The sequence below is a fragment of the Streptomyces sp. BF23-19 genome, assembly GCF_041106355.1.
GTDB classification, from domain to species: domain Bacteria; phylum Actinomycetota; class Actinomycetes; order Streptomycetales; family Streptomycetaceae; genus Streptomyces; species Streptomyces virginiae_A.
Genome location: NZ_JBGBPT010000042.1, coordinates 6,597 through 23,043 on the forward strand (window position 1 = coordinate 6,597; position 16,447 = coordinate 23,043).

Genomic DNA, 16,447 nt, shown 5'->3' on the forward strand with positions numbered 1-16,447 from the left:
GCTCTGGTTGTTACCGCCCGACGGTGCGAGGCTGGCGCGACAGGACGTTCGCACCGCCGGGCGGAGTGTGTGGGGAGGTGGGGTCCCCCGCGTGCAGGGGGCTCTGTGCGTAGCCCCTGTACGAAGAGGACGGGATTGGCTGGGACCGTGGCGGGCGGGCGACGAGAACTCCGGCGTCGTCTCCCTCAGGTCAAGAGACGGGCCTCGGAACCCATTACCACCGCACTGGCTCGCTCGCTCGCCACGGTCCTCGTCCTGCCCTCGCCGTGTACCACCCCTCATCCGGGTCCACGGGTCGGGCTGAGCACCCGGGGCCTGACCTCCCGTCAGGCCCCCGGTACATCTGGGTGGCTCAGGCGTCGCGCAGGGCGCGGACGGCCTCCTCGACGCGCTTGCCGTAGTCGGCGTCGGCGGCGTGGAAGTGAGCCAGGTTCTTCTCGATGACGTCTTCCAGGGTGACCTGAGACAGGCCGCCGGCGATGTTCGCCACCAGACGCTGCTTCTCGGCCTCCGACATCAGGCGGTAGAGCTCACCGGCCTGGAAGAAGTCGTCGTCCTTGGTGTGGGCCGGGGCCTCGTGGGTGCCCGTGTAGCCGGAGACGGCCTTCGGGGCGCCCAGCGCCAGACCGGTCTCGGCCGGGCCCTGGTACGAGTTGGGCTCGTAGTTCTTGTCGTGGCGCGAGCCGTTGCGCAGCGCCATGACGCCGTCGCGGCCGTAGTTGTCGGCCTTCGTCGCCTTCGGGGCGTTGACCGGCAGCAGGGTGTGGTTCACACCGAGGCGGTAGCGCTGGGCGTCGGCGTACGCGAAGAGACGGCCCTGGAGCATCTTGTCCGGCGAGGCGGTGATGCCCGGGACGAAGTTGTTCGGGGAGAAGGCGGACTGCTCGACCTCGGCGAAGACGTTGTCCGGGTTGCGGTCGAGGACCAGCCGGCCCACGCGCTGCAGCGGGTAGTCGCTGTGCGGCCACACCTTGGTGAGGTCGAACGGGTTGAAGCGGTAGTCCGCGGCCTCGGCGGCGGGCATGATCTGCACGTGCAGGGTCCACGAGGGGTTCACACCGCGCTCGATGGCCTGCAGCAGGTCGGTCTGGTGCGAGTTCGCGTCCTTGCCGACGAGCTCGGCGGCCTGCTCGCCCGAGAGGCTGCGGATGCCCTGGTTCGTCTTGAAGTGGTACTTGACGAAGAAGGCCTCGCCCTGCTCGTTCGTCCACTGGTACGTGTGGGAGCCGTAGCCGTTCATGTGACGGTACGACGCCGGGATACCGCGGTCACCCATGAGCCAGGTGATCTGGTGCGTCGCCTCGGGGGCGTGCGCCCAGAAGTCCCAGACGTTGTCCGGCTCCTGCTTGCCCGTGAAGGGGTCGCGCTTCTGGGAGTGGATGAAGTCGGGGAACTTGATCGGGTCCTTGATGAAGAACACCGGGGTGTTGTTGCCGACGAGGTCGTAGTTACCCTCTTCGGTGTAGAACTTGAGGGCGAAACCGCGCGGGTCGCGGACCGCGTCCGCGCCGCCGAGCGAGTCGGCGACGGTGGAGAACCGCAGGAAGGTCTCGGTCTTCTTGCCGACCGTGTTCAGGAACGCGGCGCTGGTGTACGCGGTGACGTCGTCGGTCACCTCGAAGTAGCCGTACGCGGCGGAGCCGCGGGCGTGCACCACGCGCTCCGGGATGCGCTCACGGTTGAAGCGGGCGAGCTTCTCCAGGAGCTGCTGGTCCTGGACCAGGAGCGGGCCACCGACGCCGGCGGTGGCGGAGTTCTGATTGTCGGCGACCGGGGCGCCGGACTCGGTCGTCAGCGTGCGCTTCGACATGGTGACCTTCCGTACGGGGTAACTGCTGACGGAAAGCGTCTTCCGTCATGCGGAACAGCCTAATTTCGGCACGAACTAAACGTCAACAGTTTGTTGAACGAAGTTGAAGTGTGAGTGGTGATCCGGACGGCGCCGGCACTTGGGCGCGACAGGACAGGTGTCAGCACCGACGCCATCCGGAAACTCAGGTCCCCTGCGAGAGGGGAGGTGCTCAGATCTGAGCGCCGGAGAGGCGCTCGACCGCGCGGAGCAGGGCGGAGTGGTCCAGGCCGCCGTCACCCTGGGCGCGCAGCGAGGCGACCAGCTGGGCGACGACCGCGCCGACCGGAAGGGCCGCACCGACGTTGCGGGCGGCGTCGGTGACGATGCCCATGTCCTTGTGGTGCAGGTCGATCCGGAAACCGGGCTTGAAGTCGCGGTTCAGGAAGTTGTCCTTCTTGCGGGTCAGGACCGTGGAGCCGGCCAGACCGCCGTTGAGGACGTCCAGGGCGGCCTGGAGGTTCACGCCGGACTTCTCGAGGAAGACGACGGCCTCGGCGCACGCCTGGATGTTCACCGCGACGATGAGCTGGTTGGCGGCCTTCACCGTCTGGCCGGAGCCGTGCGGACCGCACAGGACGATGACCTTGCCGAGGGCCTCGAGGATCGGCAGGGCCGCGTCGAAGTCGGCCTGCTCGCCACCCACCATGATCGACAGGACGGCCTCGATGGCGCCGGCCTCGCCGCCGGACACCGGGGCGTCGATGACGCGGATGCCCTTGGCGGCGGCGTTCTTCGCGAGGTCGATCGAGGTCTGCGGGGTGATCGACGACATGTCGATGATCAGCGCACCGGACTTCGCGTTCTCCAGGATGCCGTTCTCACCGTAGGAGATGGCCTCGACCTGCGGGGAGGCGGGCACCATCGTGACGATGACGTCGGCGTCCGCCACGGCCTCGGCGATCGAGCCGGCCGCGGAGCCACCGGCGGCGGCCAGGCGCTCCAGCTTGTCCTGCTCCAGGGTGAAGCCGGTGACCGAGTAGCCGGCCTTCAGGAGGTTCTCGGCCATGGGGGAACCCATGATTCCGAGGCCGATCCAGGCAATCTTGGGGAGGTTGCTCATGATGAGGGTCCTTCTCTTAATGCTTTGTACGAAAAGTGCGTGAAGTGCCTGGCTGATCGCCCGGACTTTGTCCGACTACTTCGCGGCGCGGGCCTCGGCCGGCAGCCATGCGAAGGAGGCGGCAGCGTCGGCGGCCTTGTACTCCAGGCCTACGTAGCCCTCGTATCCGGCCTTCTTCAGCTGGTCGAGCAGCTCCTCGAGGGGCAGCTCGCCGGTGCCGGGGGCACCGCGTCCCGGCTTGTCCGCGATCTGGACGTGCCCGGTCTTGGCGGCGTACTTTTCGATGACCTCGGAGAGGTCCTCATCGTTCATCGCCAGGTGGTACAGGTCGAGCAGGAACTTGGCGTTGCCGAGGCCGGTGGCCTCGTTCACCTTGTCCACGACCTCGATGCCGGCCGGTGCGCTCACCAGGGGGTAGAGCGGCGACTCGGGCTTGTTGAGGGTTTCGATCAGGAGGATCGCGCCGACGCGGTCCGCGGCCTGGGCCGCCACGACCAGGTTCTTCAGGGCGAGCTCGTCCTGAACGGTCGGCTCCACGCCTTCGACGCGGTTGCCGTACAGGGCGTTCAGCGCCTTGCAGCCCACCGAGGCCGCGAAGTCCGCGGCCACGTTGATGTTGGCGTTGAAGCGCTCCGACTCCGCACCGGGTACCGAGACCGCGCCGCGGTCCGGGCCCGGAAGCTGGCCGGCGTAGAAGTTCAGTCCCACCAGCTGGGTGCCGGCGTCCTCAAGAGCCTTCTTGAGGGCGTCGAGCTCCGACTGTGCGGGGGTGGGGGTCTCGATCCAGGGCCACCACAGCTCGACCGCCGTGAAGCCCGCCGCGGCGGCGGCCGCGGGGCGCTCCAGGAGCGGGAGTTCCGTGAAGAGGATCGACAGGTTCACATCGAAGCGCTGGTCCGTGTATCCCATGAGGGGTGTGCGCTCCTTCCGTATTGCGGAAGTTATTTTCTGTCTGATGGAAGATTGCACGGGGTTCCGCGCCGATGTCAAGTGCGGACTCCCGGAAAATCCGGACCGCGGGGTAGCTTGACGGCGTGCGATTGAGAGTGGAGTTCACGACCGAGCCCTTCGATCTGGAAGAGGCTCCTGCCCATGCCGTGGCGGCCCGCGAGGTCATCCAGAAGGCCCAGCTGGACGCGGTGGACGTCGGCCCGTTCGGCAACACCGCCGAGGGTGAGGCCGACCGGGTGCTGGCCGCGGTGGAGGCGCTGCTGCGCGACTCCCTGGAGGCCGGCGCCACGCGTGTCTCGCTCCAGGTCAATGTGATCGGGGAGGAGATGTCATGACCGAGCCCCGCGACCACCCCTTCGTCACCGCGGTCAAGCCGCTGGTGGACGCCATGGGCGGCGAGCTGATGGATCCGGCCCTGGCGCAGCCCGACGACGTCGTGCTCGCCTGGGAGGGTCAGGACCTGCTGGCCGTGCGCCTGCCGCAGCTCTCGGACTCGCTGGATCACATCCTGGCGGCCCTGGAGCGCCGGTACGGCGTACCGTTGGCCCAGCTGGACCGGAAGTCCAAGCAGGACGTCGTACGGATACTGGAGGCGCGGGGCGCCTTCTCCGTGCGGCACGGCGTGGAAACGGTCGCGGGCGCCCTGGGTGTCAGCCGCTTCACCGTCTACAACTACCTGAACCGGGATGCGAACGCCCCGAAGGGGACCGGCAAGAGCAGCCAGGAGTGAACACAGGCTGACTCACGGTGACGAGCCGCCGCCCAATTCACCCGGGCGGCGGCTTTTGTGTACGGGAAGTTTCAACAAAGTGTTGACGCCGTGTTGTCGAGGGCGTTAGCTATGCGCAGCCCGTCAAAGCAACAACAGGCCACGGAGGCCTACCGTGACTTCGAGTCCGACCCCGGGTCTCACCCGGTTCAACACCTTGGACGACAGCGCGGCCACGGCCGAGCTGCACGAGGTGTGCGCCAGTTCGGCGTGGGGAAGCAAGATGCTCGCCCAGCGCCCCTTCACCACCGCAGAGTCCCTGTTCGCCGCGAACGAAGCCGCCATGGCGGAGCTCACCGCGGAGGACCTGGGCGAAGCGATGGGAGGCCACGCGCCGATCGGCCGGCCGAAGCCGGGAGACCCGACCTCCGCCCGCGAGCAGCGTGGCATGGCCGGTGCCTCGGAGGAGCTCAAGAACGAGCTCCTCGAACTGAACCTGGCCTACCAGGACAAGTTCGGCCACGTTTTCCTCATCTGTGCCACCGGTGCGACCGGTGAGTTCATGCGTGACGCGGTCAAGGTCCGGATCGACAACTCGCCGGAGCGGGAGCGGGAGATCGCCCGCGGCGAGCTCGTCAAGATCAACAAGATCCGCCTCACCCGTCTCGTCGAACTCGCAGAAGCAGAAGGAGCGTGACCATGAGCACCGAGACCACCGCGTCGGTGTCCACGCACATCCTGGACACCAGCATCGGCAAGCCCGCCGAGGGCGTCGCCATCTCCCTGTCGGCCCGCACGGGTCTCGGCGGTGAGTGGGCGGCCCTGGGCGGCTCCGCCACCGATGCGGACGGGCGCTGCAAGGACCTGCCGGCGTTGCCGGAGGGCACCACACACGTGCGTCTCGACTTCGAGACCGAGACGTACTTCGAGAAGAAGCAAGCCGAGGCGCAGCAGGACGCCCCCCGCGTAAGGGACAGCGGTGCGTTCTTCCCCGAGGTCACCATCACATTCGCGGTGAACCCGGGCGAGCATTACCACGTACCGCTGCTGCTCAACCCGTTCGGCTACTCCGTTTACCGAGGGAGCTAGCATGGCCACGATTCTGGGCCAGAACCAGTACGGCAAAGCAGAGAACCGCGTCGTCAAGATCACGCGGGACGGCGACACGCACCACATCAAGGACCTGAACGTCTCGATCGCCCTCTCCGGCGACATGGACGACGTCCACTACTCCGGCTCGAACGCCAACTGCCTTCCGACGGACACCACCAAGAACACGGTGTACGCGTTCGCCAAGGAGTACGGCATCGAGTCCGCCGAGCAGTTCGGCATCCACCTGGCGCGCTGGTTCGTCAACAGCCAGGAGCCGATCAAGCGCGCGCGCATCCGGATCGAGGAGTACGCCTGGGACCGGATCGCCACCTCGGACGCCAACTCCAAGTTCATCGGCTCCGACGAGGTGAACCACTCCTTCGTCCGCCAGGGCATGGAGACCCGCGTCACCCAGATCACGTACGACGGCACGAACTGGGAGGTCATCTCCGGCCTCAAGGACCTCGTCGTCATGAACTCCACGAACTCCGAGTTCTGGGGCTACGTGAAGGACAAGTACACGACGCTGAAGGAGGCCTATGACCGGATCCTGGCCACCCAGGTGTCGGCTCGCTGGCGCTTCAACTGGTCGGACGACGAGCAGCGGATGCCCAACTGGGAGAAGTCCTACGCCGAGGTCCGCAAGCACATGCTGCAGGCCTTCGCGGAGACCTACTCCCTGTCGCTGCAGCAGACCCTGTACCAGATGGGTTCGCGCATCATCAACCACCGTTCGGAGATCGACGAGGTCCGCTTCTCGCTCCCGAACAAGCACCACTTCCTCGTCGACCTGGAGCCCTTCGGCCTCAAGAACGACAACGAGGTGTACTTCGCGGCGGACCGTCCCTACGGTCTGATCGAGGCCACTGTTCTCCGGGACGGCGTCGACGCCCGCATCCCCGTGGACATGACCAACCTCTGACGCGGCACGCGCGCCCCGGGGCCCCGCAGTGGCCCCGGGACCGCGCGACACCCCCAAGCTTCCTGAATCGGCACCCGGACGTATCACACGGGGCGGCAGTACTGTCAGCTGTCAAGGCCCCCGGCTCCGGCACTCAAACCCCCTGGGCCTTGCCGTGCCCGCACCGCCACTGAAAGCACGAGGAAGTCCCATGGCAGCATCGGCAGCCCATGACAGCGCGGTCGAGCGCATCGTCATCGAGAACTGTGCGATCGCGACCGTCGACGCCAACGACACCGAGTACGCCTCGGGCCACGTGGTCGTCGCCGGCAACAGGATCGAGTTCATCGGTGCGGGCAAGGCCCCCGAGAACCTCGACAATGTCGTTCGCCGTATCGACGGCACCGGGCACCTCGTGACCCCCGGTCTGGTCAACACCCACCACCACTTCTACCAGTGGATCACGCGTGGTCTGGCCACCGACCACAACCTCTTCAACTGGCTCGTCGCGCTGTACCCGACGTGGGCGCGCATCGACGAGCAGATGACGTACACGGCCGCGCAGGGCTCCCTCGCCGCGATGGCCAAGGGCGGTGTGACCACCGCGATGGACCACCACTACGTCTTCCCCAAGGGCTCCGGCGACCTGTCCGGCTCGATCATCCGCGCCGCGTCCGAGATGGGTGTCCGCTTCACCCTCGCCCGCGGCTCGATGGACCGCAGCGAGAAGGACGGCGGCCTGCCGCCGGACCACGCCGTCGAGACCCTCGAAGGCGCGCTCGCCGACACCGAGGCGACCGTCAAGAAGTTCCACGACGCCTCCTTCGACTCGATGACCCAGGTCGCCGTCGCCCCGTGCTCCCCCTTCTCGGTCTCCACCGAGCTGCTGAAGCAGGGCGCCGAGCTGGCCCGCCGGCTGGGCGTACGCATGCACACGCACGGCTCCGAGACGGTCGAGGAGGAGCAGTTCTGCAAGGAACTGTTCGGTATGGGCCCGACCGACTACTTCGAGTCGACCGGCTGGCTCGGCGAGGACGTGTGGATGGCGCACAGCGTCCACATGAACGACTCCGACATCGCCGCGTTCGCCCGTACCAAGACCGGTGTCGCGCACTGCCCGTCCTCCAACGCCCGTCTGGCCGCCGGTATCGCCCGCGTCCCGGACATGCTCGCCGCCGGTGTCCCGGTCGGCCTCGGTGTGGACGGCACCGCCTCCAACGAGTCCGGTGAGCTGCACACCGAGCTGCGCAACGCGCTGCTGATCAACCGCCTGAACCCGGTCCACCGCGAGCGCGCCCTGAACGCGCGCCAGGCCCTGCGCCTCGGTACGTACGGTGGCGCCCAGGTCCTCGGCCGCGCCGACAACATCGGTTCGCTGGAGGTCGGCAAGTGCGCCGACCTGGTGCTGTGGAACCTGAACACCTTCCTGCACTCCTCGATCGCCGACCCGGTCACCGCGCTGGTCTTCGGTGCGGCGGCCCCGGTCACCGCGTCGTTCGTGAACGGCAAGCAGATCGTCGAGAACAACCGTCTCCTCTTCGCCGACGAGGACGCCATCGCGGTGTCCACGCGGGCAGAGGCCCAGCGCCTCGCGCGGATCTCCGCGCAGGGCTGATCCCACGGAGTCCGGCCGGGGGGGACGGCCCCCGGCCGGCGCCGCGGACCCGAGCGGGGTCCGTGGGCAGTCGTTCCCGGGTAGCGCCCGAGGAGAGATCCGAAGGCGCCCCGGGGGCGGTGACTCGTGCCATCCGACCCGCGGCGCGCGTATCGCGCCCTTGCCGCGGCACCTCCAGCTCACGATCCGGTCCGGCACGCGCCGGGGGTCCTGAGCCGCACCACAGCGCGGAACCGATGATCGGGCGACTCGTTTCCGCACCCCTTGGGACAAGCATTCGCACCACCACAACCGCATACAGGCTCGACTCGCACCGCTTTCGCACCACCTCCAAGACACCACGTCCCTGCCGGCGTGTTCAACCGAACGGAGGAAGCCGTGGCCCAGGCGCCCAGGTTTCGCAAAGACGCAGTCGCAGTACCGGGGGAACGGGGGGTACCGGAGGAGAAGCATCCGGTCGATGAGACCCTGCCTCCGCTGAAGATGTTCACGAGCGGCCTGCAGCACGTGGCCGCCATGTACGCGGGTGTCGTGGCCCCGCCCATGATCGTCGGCCCGGCCGTCGGACTCTCCGCGACCGAGACCGCCTTCCTGATGGGCGCCTCGCTCTTCACCGCAGGCCTCGCCACCCTCCTCCAGACCCTCGGATTCTGGAAGATCGGCGCCAAACTCCCCTTCGTCAACGGCGTTTCCTTCGCCGGTGTGACCCCGATGATCGCGATCGGCAAGGGGGAGGGGGAGAACGCCCTTCCCATCATCTTCGGCGCGATCATCGTCGCCGGGGTCGTCGGCTTCTTCGCCGCCCCCTACTTCGGCAAGCTCGTCCGCTTCTTCCCGCCGGTCGTGACGGGTACGGTCATCACCCTCATCGGCGTCTCGCTCCTGCCCGTCGCCTTCAACTGGTCACAGGGCGGGAACCACACCGCCACCGACTACGGCTCCATGCGCAACATCGGCATGGCCGCCGTCACCCTGGTGATCGTCCTGCTGATGCGCAAGTTCCTGCGCGGCTTCCTCCAGCAGATATCCATCCTGCTCGGCCTGGTCGCCGGCACCCTCATCGCCCTCCCGCTCGGCATGACCAGCTTCGACGCCGTCAAGAACGCCTCGGTGGTGGGCTTCCCGACCCCCTTCCACTTCGGCGCCCCGCAGTTCCAGGTCGCGGCCGTCATCTCGATGTGCATCGTCATGCTGGTCTGCATGACCGAGTCCACCGCCGACATCCTGGCGCTGGGCAAGATCGTCGGCCGTCCGGCGGACGCGAAGACGATCGAGGGCGGCCTGCGCGCCGACACCCTCGGCAGCGCGATCAGCCCGCTGTTCAGCGGCTTCATGTGCAGCGCCTTCGCCCAGAACATCGGCCTGGTCGCCATGACCAAGGTGCGCAGCCGCTTCGTCGTCGCGGCGGGCGGCGGGATCCTGATCCTGCTGGGCCTGTGTCCGATGGCGGCCTCCGTCATCGGCGTGGTCCCGCTGCCGGTGCTCGGCGGCGCCGGCATCGTCCTCTTCGGCTCGGTCGCGGCCAGCGGCATCCAGACCCTGGCCGGGGCGGCCATGGAGAAGGGCGAGAACGCCCTGATCGTCGCCGCCTCCGTGGGCATCGGCCTGATCCCGATCGCCGCGCCGGAGTTCTACCACGCGTTCCCGAAGGACCTGCTGGTCGTCCTCGACTCCGGCATCAGCACCGGGTGCGTGGTGGCCATCCTGCTGAACCTGGCCTTCAACCACCTCGGTGCCAGGAAGGGCGCGGCCTCGGGGGCCGCGGCGGATCCGGTACCGGTGCACTGAAGCCCGGCCCCTGCCCGGCCCGTCCGGTCCCTGCCCGGCGTCCGGCCTCTGTCCGGGCAGCACGGCGGCGCGTACGCCACCCACTGCGGGTGTGGCGTGCGCGCCGCCGTGTCCGTGTCCGTGCCCCGCTCAGCAGGTCGAGTGGAAGAGCCCGCCGACCCGCCCGTCCAGGGCCAGCCGGTTGTAGATCTCCACGGCCTCGGGCGTCCGCGCCACGTGCACCTCGACCCCGGCCGCCCGGAGCACCTCCAGCGTCTGCGGTACCACCCCGAGGCGGCTCTCCATGCCCTGGCTGAGCACCACCGCCGTCACCCCGAGGTCGAGGAACTCGCTTACCTCCTGCGGCTGGATGCCCGGATCGTGCCGCGTACCGTGCTCGGACCAGTCCCAAGGGCGGCCACCGCCCGGATGGAGCCGCACGTCCTTGCCGGGTGCCAGCCCTTCGGCCTCGATCCGGCCCCACGAGAGGTGCGTGACGCGCGGCGACCGGTCAGCGGGTGGGGTGGGCGTCGGAGGAGTCCACAGCATCAAGTTGCTCATCAGCTCGGCCTGTTCGATCGCGTCGTCCAGGGCGTGGTGCGTGTGGCGGCGCCGCGACAGCAGTTCGCGCGGCATCCGGCCCTTCACGGCGGCCCGTAGCGGCACCCGCGCCTTCGTCGCGTAGAGGGTCTTCATGTCCAGGCAGCCGGAATGGCCGAAGGGGCTGTCCCCACCGAACCGGATCAGGTACCAGTACAGGAAGGTCCAGTCGAAGGAAGCCGGGTAGCCGCACATCACCGGCTGCGCCCCCGTCGACACCTCCCGTACCCAGGCCCGGAACTCGGCCATGGCCACCGCCGGATCGGCGCCCTCCCGCAGCAGACGGTCGCGGTCCAGCCCGCTCACGGCCAGCGCCTCGGGCACGAACTCCTCGCTGATGGGTCGCAACTCCCGGTAGAAGGTGAGCTGTTCGGGATCGGCGGCCGTATACGAAGCGCCGTCCTGGCGGCCCGCGACCGAGGCCCCGAAGCTGATCATCGAATACGGCCCGGGAATGGGCCCGTCGGCCTCGATGTCGACGGAGATGTAGAGACTGGGACGTGTGTCACGGGCTGCCATGCGCCCGAGCATGTCAGCCGGCCACCTGACGATCACCCCCTTTTCCGGGGGCCGCGAGGTGCGGAATCGCCGCCCGGCCGTCCCGGAGGGACCATGGGAAACGGGGTGCCTCGGACCGAAGGAACAGCCATGTTCGCAAACAGCAGGGCATTCAGCGGATTCGCGGTCGACGACCTGGACAAGGCCAGGGAGTTCTACGGCACGACGCTCGGCCTGAACGTCTCGCGGGACGAGGAGATGGGCCTGCTCCGCCTGGACCTCGCGGGTGGCACCACGGTCATGGTCTACCCCAAGGCGGACCACCGCCCCGCGACGTACACGATCTTGAACTTCCCCGTGGACGACGTCGAACGGGTCGTCGACGAGCTCACCGCGCGCGGTGTCGCGTTCGAGCGCTACGAGGGCTTCGAGGCGGACGCCAAGGGCATCGTGCACGGCGAGGACGGCATGCCCACCATCGCCTGGTTCAAGGACCCGGCGGGCAACATCCTGTCCGTGCTGACCGGCCCCGACACCCCCTAGTGGACCTGCGCGTCTAGTACACCTGCGCGTCGGCGTGCTCGCGTACCGCGATCCTGGCCAGCTTCGTCAGCATCATGCCGTTGCGGATGGCGACGATGTAGTCCACGGGCAGTCCGTGCATCCGGGTGCCGGGTCCCCGCAGGGGGTGCCAGTCGAGGGTGAAGAGGGTGTTCTCGCCCCAGGGGTCCAGGTACATGGCGATGCGCGCCGCCCCGAAGGGCTCGGCGCGCGCTTCCAGTTCCAGCCGGCGCTGCGGTTCGCACCTGCGGACGACGCACGTGTCGTCGAGAGTGAGGGGGCCGGTGCCGACCCGGACCTTCAGACGGGCCCCCACCTGCGGCCAGTGCGGGTCCGCGGCGAGGACCTGCCGGGTTCCCGTCACCCACTCGCCGTAGCGGTGGCCGTCGGCCAGCAGGCGCCAGACCTCGGACGGCGTGCTAAGGATCAGGCGGCGGTTCCGGGCCACGCCGATCACGCTCCTTCCGGATCCGGCGCGCCGCGTCGGGACCGCGGTCCGTCGCCCTGTCCGTCACCCCAGATTCGTGCCGAAGGGCCGCTCGCGCAGTCCCACTGACCCGAACGGGCGCCCGGGTGGGCTCCACCGGGCGAGCGGGCGCCCGGGGGGGCCCCCCCGGGCTCCGCCTCGCCCGGTGGAGCCCGCACAGTGGGCCTCCAGGACCGCCTAGGAGGCCGGGGTCAGGAACATGCCCGTCTGGTCCCCGCCCGCGGTGTTCTTGCAGCTGAAGCCGGAGCTCGCGGGCTGGGCCACGACCAGGGCCAGGCAGCGCCCCGCGGCCAGCTGACCGAAGTAGTTCGGGTGCATGGACTCCTGGATCAGCCCCTGCGACTCGTTGTTGTCGATCCAGCGCGCCCACTCGCTCGTCTTCGCCGAGGCCGGCACCGTGGAGGTCACCTGCTTGCTCGCCTTCGCGCACACCTCGCGGCCCTGCATCATGTCCCGCAGGTCCAGGAACTGCGCGCCCTTGGCCGCCGCGACGCCCTTGATCCGGTTCGCGATCTGCGGCACGAGCGAGTCCCGCGCCCAGTCGGAGTCCCGGTTCCAGAAGGGGCAACCGCCGGTGTTGAGTCGGCTCCAGTCGCTCTGGGTGTACCGGTTCTCCGCGCCGCGCGGGATCGGCGACGGGTAGGACTGCAGCACGATCCGGTACGAGGAGTCGGCGTACCCGGCCGCGCGCATCACGGCCCGGATCTCGTCCACGGACTTGCCGACCTTGCCCATGACCGCGTCGATCTTCTGGTCGACCCCGTACTGCTGGTCGTCGTAGCAGTACGAGTTCCACAGGACGAAGTCGAGCGCGCAGTCCGTGATGATGTCGGCGAAGCCGAGGTCGTTGCCGCCGATGGACAGGGCGATGACCTTGACGTCGTGGCTCGCGGCCACCGCGGCGAGCTGATCGGCCTGGGGGGCCTCGCCCTTGTAGGAGACGCCGCCGTTGGAGGAGCGGAACACGTTGTCCGAGACCGCCCCGGAACACGCGAGGTTCACGGCGACATCGGCGATCGCCCCGGCGCTGCGCACCTCTGCCGAGTCGGAGCGGTGGCATCCGCCCGCGGTGGTCCCGTAGACCTTGGCGGGGTCGTAGGTGCTGCCGCTGACCCAGCCCCGGTCGGTCCCGTTCCGGCTGCCGCTGTTGGTCAGGCTGTTGCCCTTCCAGCGCCCGGCCTCGCCGGAGATGTAGCTGTCGCCCATGGAGACCACGGCGGTGGGTCCGGTCCCCGGGCTCGCGGCGGAGGTTCCGGCACCGCCGGCCAGCAGTGCGCTGACGGCGAGCGGCACGACCATTCCGGCTCCGGCCAGCCGTCGCACCCGACTGCGGTCCCGGTCCTTGCTGACGTTGCGGAATCCGATCACTGCGGAACTCCTGCGTTCGGCCACGCCGAAGTCGGCGACGACTGCGTCGCGTGGCTGGGAAGTGGGGGTACCGCCGGCCGGTGGCATCGGAAAGGTGACACGGGCCCACTTGTTACCGCTAGGTACAGTTACGTTACGAACGAGTAACGACCGACCGGTCGTTCGGGAGCTGATTCCTCCTGTTGTGGAACGCAAACGGCTCCGCCCCCGTGCCGTGGGGCGACGGGGGCGGAGCCGGCAGGCTTCGACCGCTGTGCGTTTCGGTCGAATGCGGGTATCAGCCGACCAGCTGGTCGTACGCGGGGAGGGTGAGGAAGTCCGCGTAGTCCGCGTCCAGGGAGACCTGGAGGAGGAGGTCGTGGGCCTGGTTCCACTTGCCGGCCGTGAAGGCTTCCTCGCCGACCTCGGCGCGGATGGCGGCCAGTTCCTCGGCGGCGATCTTGCGGGTCAGTTCGGCCGTGGCCGTCTCGCCGTTCTCGAACACGACCCCCGCGTTGATCCACTGCCAGATCTGCGAGCGCGAGATCTCGGCGGTGGCCGCGTCCTCCATCAGGCCGAAGATGCCGACGGCGCCGAGGCCGCGCAGCCATGCCTCGATGTAGCGGATGCCGACCTGGACCGCGTTGCGCAGGCCCTCGTACGTCGGCCGCGCGTCCAGGGAGTCGATCGCGATGAGCTCGCCCGGGGCCACCGAGACGTCCTCGCGGAGCCGGTCCTTCTGGTTCGGCTTCTCGCCGAGCACCGCGTCGAAGGAGGCCATCGCGATCGGGACCAGGTCGGGGTGGGCGACCCAGGAGCCGTCGAAGCCGTCGCCGGCCTCACGGTCCTTGTCGGCCTTGACCTTCTCGAAGGCGACCTTGTTGACCTCGGCGTCCTTGCGGGACGGGATGAAGGCCGCCATGCCGCCGATGGCGTGCGCGCCGCGCTTGTGGCAGGTGCGGACCAGCAGTTCGGTGTACGCCCGCATGAACGGGGCGGTCATCGTCACCGCGTTGCGGTCCGGCAGGACGAACTTCTCGCCGCCGTCACGGAAGTTCTTGACGATGGAGAAGAGGTAGTCCCAGCGGCCCGCGTTCAGGCCCGCCGCGTGGTCGCGCAGCTCGTAGAGGATCTCCTCCATCTCGTACGCGGCGGTGATCGTCTCGATGAGGACGGTCGCGCGGACGGTGCCCTGGGGGATGCCGACGTAGTCCTGGGCGAAGACGAAGATCTCGTTCCAGAGGCGAGCCTCCAGGTGCGACTCCGTCTTCGGCAGGTAGAAGTACGGGCCCTTGCCGAGGTCGATCAGGCGCTTCGCGTTGTGGAAGAAGTACAGGCCGAAGTCCACGAGCGAGCCGGAGGCCGGGCCGCCCTCGAACCGCAGGTGACGCTCCGCCAGGTGCCAGCCGCGCGGGCGCATGACGACGGTGGCGAGCTGGTCCGCGGGCTTCAGCGCGTACGCCTTGCCGGTGCGCGGGTCGGTGAAGTCGATGCGACGCTCGTAGGCGTCGATGAGGTTGAGCTGGCCGAGGACGACGTTCTCCCAGGTGGGAGCGGAGGCGTCCTCGAAGTCGGCGAGCCAGACCTTGGCGCCCGAGTTCAGGGCGTTGATGGTCATCTTGCGGTCCGTCGGGCCGGTGATCTCCACACGACGGTCGTTCAGCGCGGCCGGGGCCGGCGCCACCTTCCAGTCGCCCTCGCGGACCTGTGCGGTGTCCGGGAGGAAGTCGAGGGTGGAGGTCCGGGCGATCTCGGCGCGGCGCTCGCCGCGACGGGCGAGGAGCTCGGCACGGCGCGGGGCGAACCGCCGGTGGAGCTCGGCCACGAAGGCGAGGGCCGCTTCGGTGAGGACTTCGTCCTGCCGGGGCAGGGGCTCGGCGTCGACGATGGCCAGCGGGGACGGCGCTGGTGCGGACATAACTGTCACTCCTTCAGCGGCGGTGCCTGGCGGCCGCGGGGAATGCTCGCGCGAGACGGCACGCAGTGCCGTCGGGTGTGGAGAGTTCCGAAATACGGTCGCGGGCGCCGTCTGTGGGTTCAGGGCGCTTCTGACCAGTGGATAGTAATTTCCTCATGGTGGAAGTTCAATGGTTTGTTGATGTCGAGATTCTCTGAGTCGACAGATTCCACTTGTCCGTGGCCCTCAGTGCCACTGTCGTCACGCGGTGCTCAGAGGAGTCGTGCCAGGTCGGGCGGTGTGTCGATGTCGAAGGCCTCCGCGACGTCGGAGCACTCCACCAGCATGAGCTCTCCGGCGTGGCGCGCCAGATGGACCCGGGCCCCCTTGTCGCCCGTCGCCGTCGCCGCGATGTCCGCCCAGCGGTCCGCGCCGAACAGCACGGGATGCCCGCGCTCCCCGTCGTACGCCGCCGCCACCAGGCTCGTGGGGGAGCGGTACGCCGCCAGCACCCGGGCCACGGCCACCGGGCCGATGCCCGGCTGGTCCACCAGTGAGACCAGGGCCGCGCCGGCGCCCGTACCGGCCAGGGAGGTGAGGCCCACCCGCAGGGAGGAGCCCATCCCCTGCGCCCAGTCCGGGTTGTCCACGACCACGCAGCCGGCCAGGTCCGCGCGCTCGCGGACCTCGGCCGCCGAGGCGCCGAGCACCACGTGCACCGGACCGCAGCCCGCCTCGCGCAGGACCCGTACGGCGTTCTCGACCAGCGGGCGGCCGCGATAGGGGAGCAGCGCCTTGGGCCGCCCGCCGAGCCGACGGCCGCCGCCGGCCGCCAGGAGCAGGCCCGCGATCACGGGGGAGCCCGGGATCAGGGGCGGACCGGAGTGTGTGTGGGATGACATGCCACCGATTCTCGCCCCTGCGTGCGCGCGAGTGACCGCCGCGCCAGGGCGCGCCGTACGGCGGCCGGCACGGCCCCGATCCGCAGCGGACGGGCGATCCGGTTCTCGGTGGCGGCCAGCAGGGCGCGTTCGTCACGGTCGGTCAGCATCTCGGTATCTCCTTGCCAATCGAGGGCCAATACGGCGAGTCTGGTCCTCGATTGGCCTG

The 16,447-nt window shown here is 69.0% G+C and carries 17 protein-coding genes; 8 read left to right on the forward strand and 9 right to left on the reverse strand.

Features of this window, described 5'->3' with window-relative positions; translation table 11 throughout:
- Positions 1-352: 352 nt before the first annotated feature.
- The 3 genes from AB8A24_RS23270 to AB8A24_RS23280 form a co-directional block, all read right to left on the reverse strand.
- Complete coding sequence (locus AB8A24_RS23270) at positions 353-1,810, reverse strand: catalase (protein WP_328961002.1); 1,458 nt, start codon at positions 1,808-1,810, stop codon at positions 353-355.
- A 211-nt stretch (positions 1,811-2,021) separates the two neighbouring features.
- A complete protein-coding gene (locus AB8A24_RS23275) occupies positions 2,022-2,912 on the reverse strand; it encodes a 2-hydroxy-3-oxopropionate reductase (RefSeq protein WP_328961001.1) in 891 nt (296 codons plus the stop codon).
- A 75-nt stretch (positions 2,913-2,987) separates the two neighbouring features.
- Complete coding sequence (locus AB8A24_RS23280) at positions 2,988-3,821, reverse strand: TIM barrel protein (RefSeq protein ID WP_328961000.1); 834 nt, start codon at positions 3,819-3,821, stop codon at positions 2,988-2,990.
- Positions 3,822-3,946: 125 nt separating this feature from the next.
- On the opposite strand from AB8A24_RS23280, the gene AB8A24_RS23285 reads away from it, so the two are divergent.
- The 7 genes from AB8A24_RS23285 to AB8A24_RS23315 all read left to right on the forward strand — a co-directional run bounded on the left by AB8A24_RS23285 (position 3,947) and on the right by AB8A24_RS23315 (position 9,968).
- Positions 3,947-4,198 carry a thiamine-binding protein gene (locus AB8A24_RS23285; RefSeq protein WP_078851107.1) on the forward strand — a complete coding sequence of 84 codons (252 nt, stop codon included), beginning with the start codon at positions 3,947-3,949 and terminating at the stop codon, positions 4,196-4,198.
- The gene (locus AB8A24_RS23290) at positions 4,195-4,593 is read left to right on the forward strand and encodes a helix-turn-helix domain-containing protein (RefSeq protein ID WP_266377658.1); all 399 of its coding nucleotides are present in this window, start codon (positions 4,195-4,197) and stop codon (positions 4,591-4,593) included. Before AB8A24_RS23285 ends, AB8A24_RS23290 begins: the two co-directional genes overlap by 4 nt.
- Positions 4,594-4,747: 154 nt before the next feature.
- Entirely contained in the window at positions 4,748-5,269 is a 522-nt protein-coding gene (gene uraD / locus AB8A24_RS23295; RefSeq protein WP_328960999.1) for a 2-oxo-4-hydroxy-4-carboxy-5-ureidoimidazoline decarboxylase, read from the forward strand.
- Positions 5,270-5,271: 2 nt separating this feature from the next.
- Positions 5,272-5,661 (forward strand): hydroxyisourate hydrolase, encoded by a 390-nt coding sequence (gene uraH, locus AB8A24_RS23300; RefSeq protein WP_030008876.1) that lies wholly within the window; start codon positions 5,272-5,274, stop codon positions 5,659-5,661.
- A gap of 1 nt (position 5,662) precedes the next feature.
- Positions 5,663-6,586 (forward strand): factor-independent urate hydroxylase, encoded by a 924-nt coding sequence (gene pucL / locus AB8A24_RS23305; protein WP_369477464.1) that lies wholly within the window; start codon positions 5,663-5,665, stop codon positions 6,584-6,586.
- Positions 6,587-6,776: 190 nt separating this feature from the next.
- Complete coding sequence (locus AB8A24_RS23310; RefSeq protein WP_266377649.1) at positions 6,777-8,180, forward strand: 8-oxoguanine deaminase; 1,404 nt, start codon at positions 6,777-6,779, stop codon at positions 8,178-8,180.
- 468 nt (positions 8,181-8,648) lie between these two features.
- Positions 8,649-9,968, forward strand: coding sequence for a nucleobase:cation symporter-2 family protein (locus tag AB8A24_RS23315; RefSeq protein WP_369477517.1), 1,320 nt, complete (start codon positions 8,649-8,651; stop codon positions 9,966-9,968).
- A 129-nt stretch (positions 9,969-10,097) separates the two neighbouring features.
- On the opposite strand, the gene AB8A24_RS23320 is transcribed toward AB8A24_RS23315, so the two are convergent.
- Positions 10,098-11,066 carry an MTH938/NDUFAF3 family protein gene (locus AB8A24_RS23320; RefSeq protein WP_369477466.1) on the reverse strand — a complete coding sequence of 323 codons (969 nt, stop codon included), beginning with the start codon at positions 11,064-11,066 and terminating at the stop codon, positions 10,098-10,100.
- A 129-nt stretch (positions 11,067-11,195) separates the two neighbouring features.
- Here AB8A24_RS23320 and AB8A24_RS23325 point away from each other — a divergent pair, with 129 nt between their 5' ends.
- A complete protein-coding gene (locus AB8A24_RS23325; protein WP_328960996.1) occupies positions 11,196-11,588 on the forward strand; it encodes a VOC family protein in 393 nt (130 codons plus the stop codon).
- Positions 11,589-11,601: 13 nt separating this feature from the next.
- On the opposite strand, the gene AB8A24_RS23330 is transcribed toward AB8A24_RS23325, so the two are convergent.
- The 5 genes from AB8A24_RS23330 to AB8A24_RS23350 form a co-directional block, all read right to left on the reverse strand.
- Entirely contained in the window at positions 11,602-12,054 is a 453-nt protein-coding gene (locus AB8A24_RS23330; protein WP_328960995.1) for an SRPBCC family protein, read from the reverse strand.
- Between the two features lie 216 nt (positions 12,055-12,270).
- Positions 12,271-13,548, reverse strand: coding sequence for a GDSL-type esterase/lipase family protein (locus AB8A24_RS23335; protein WP_369477469.1), 1,278 nt, complete (start codon positions 13,546-13,548; stop codon positions 12,271-12,273).
- Between the two features lie 190 nt (positions 13,549-13,738).
- Entirely contained in the window at positions 13,739-15,358 is a 1,620-nt protein-coding gene (gene aceB, locus AB8A24_RS23340) for a malate synthase A (RefSeq protein ID WP_328960993.1), read from the reverse strand.
- Positions 15,359-15,609: 251 nt separating this feature from the next.
- Positions 15,610-16,239: a nucleotidyltransferase family protein gene (locus tag AB8A24_RS23345; protein ID WP_328960992.1), complete on the reverse strand. Its 630-nt coding sequence runs from the start codon at positions 16,237-16,239 to the stop codon at positions 15,610-15,612.
- Positions 16,206-16,388 carry a hypothetical protein gene (locus AB8A24_RS23350; RefSeq protein WP_328960991.1) on the reverse strand — a complete coding sequence of 61 codons (183 nt, stop codon included), beginning with the start codon at positions 16,386-16,388 and terminating at the stop codon, positions 16,206-16,208. The genes AB8A24_RS23345 and AB8A24_RS23350 overlap by 34 nt, the downstream gene beginning before the upstream one ends.
- Positions 16,389-16,447: the final 59 nt, after the last annotated feature.

Bases quoted from the DNA above. Each gene is read 5' to 3' on its own strand.
- AB8A24_RS23270 (WP_328961002.1), bottom strand. From the start codon at position 1,810: ATGTCGAAGCGCACGCTGACGACCGAGTCCGGCGCCCCGGTCGCCGAC.
- uraH (WP_030008876.1), top strand. From the start codon at position 5,272: ATGAGCACCGAGACCACCGCGTCGGTGTCCACGCACATCCTGGACACC.
- AB8A24_RS23350 (WP_328960991.1), bottom strand. From the start codon at position 16,388: ATGCTGACCGACCGTGACGAACGCGCCCTGCTGGCCGCCACCGAGAAC.
- AB8A24_RS23280 (WP_328961000.1), bottom strand. From the start codon at position 3,821: ATGGGATACACGGACCAGCGCTTCGATGTGAACCTGTCGATCCTCTTC.
- AB8A24_RS23335 (WP_369477469.1), bottom strand. From the start codon at position 13,548: ATGCCACCGGCCGGCGGTACCCCCACTTCCCAGCCACGCGACGCAGTC.
- aceB (WP_328960993.1), bottom strand. From the start codon at position 15,358: ATGTCCGCACCAGCGCCGTCCCCGCTGGCCATCGTCGACGCCGAGCCC.
- AB8A24_RS23275 (WP_328961001.1), bottom strand. From the start codon at position 2,912: ATGAGCAACCTCCCCAAGATTGCCTGGATCGGCCTCGGAATCATGGGT.
- AB8A24_RS23290 (WP_266377658.1), top strand. From the start codon at position 4,195: ATGACCGAGCCCCGCGACCACCCCTTCGTCACCGCGGTCAAGCCGCTG.
- AB8A24_RS23310 (WP_266377649.1), top strand. From the start codon at position 6,777: ATGGCAGCATCGGCAGCCCATGACAGCGCGGTCGAGCGCATCGTCATC.
- AB8A24_RS23345 (WP_328960992.1), bottom strand. From the start codon at position 16,239: ATGTCATCCCACACACACTCCGGTCCGCCCCTGATCCCGGGCTCCCCC.
- pucL (WP_369477464.1), top strand. From the start codon at position 5,663: ATGGCCACGATTCTGGGCCAGAACCAGTACGGCAAAGCAGAGAACCGC.
- AB8A24_RS23325 (WP_328960996.1), top strand. From the start codon at position 11,196: ATGTTCGCAAACAGCAGGGCATTCAGCGGATTCGCGGTCGACGACCTG.
- AB8A24_RS23320 (WP_369477466.1), bottom strand. From the start codon at position 11,066: ATGGCAGCCCGTGACACACGTCCCAGTCTCTACATCTCCGTCGACATC.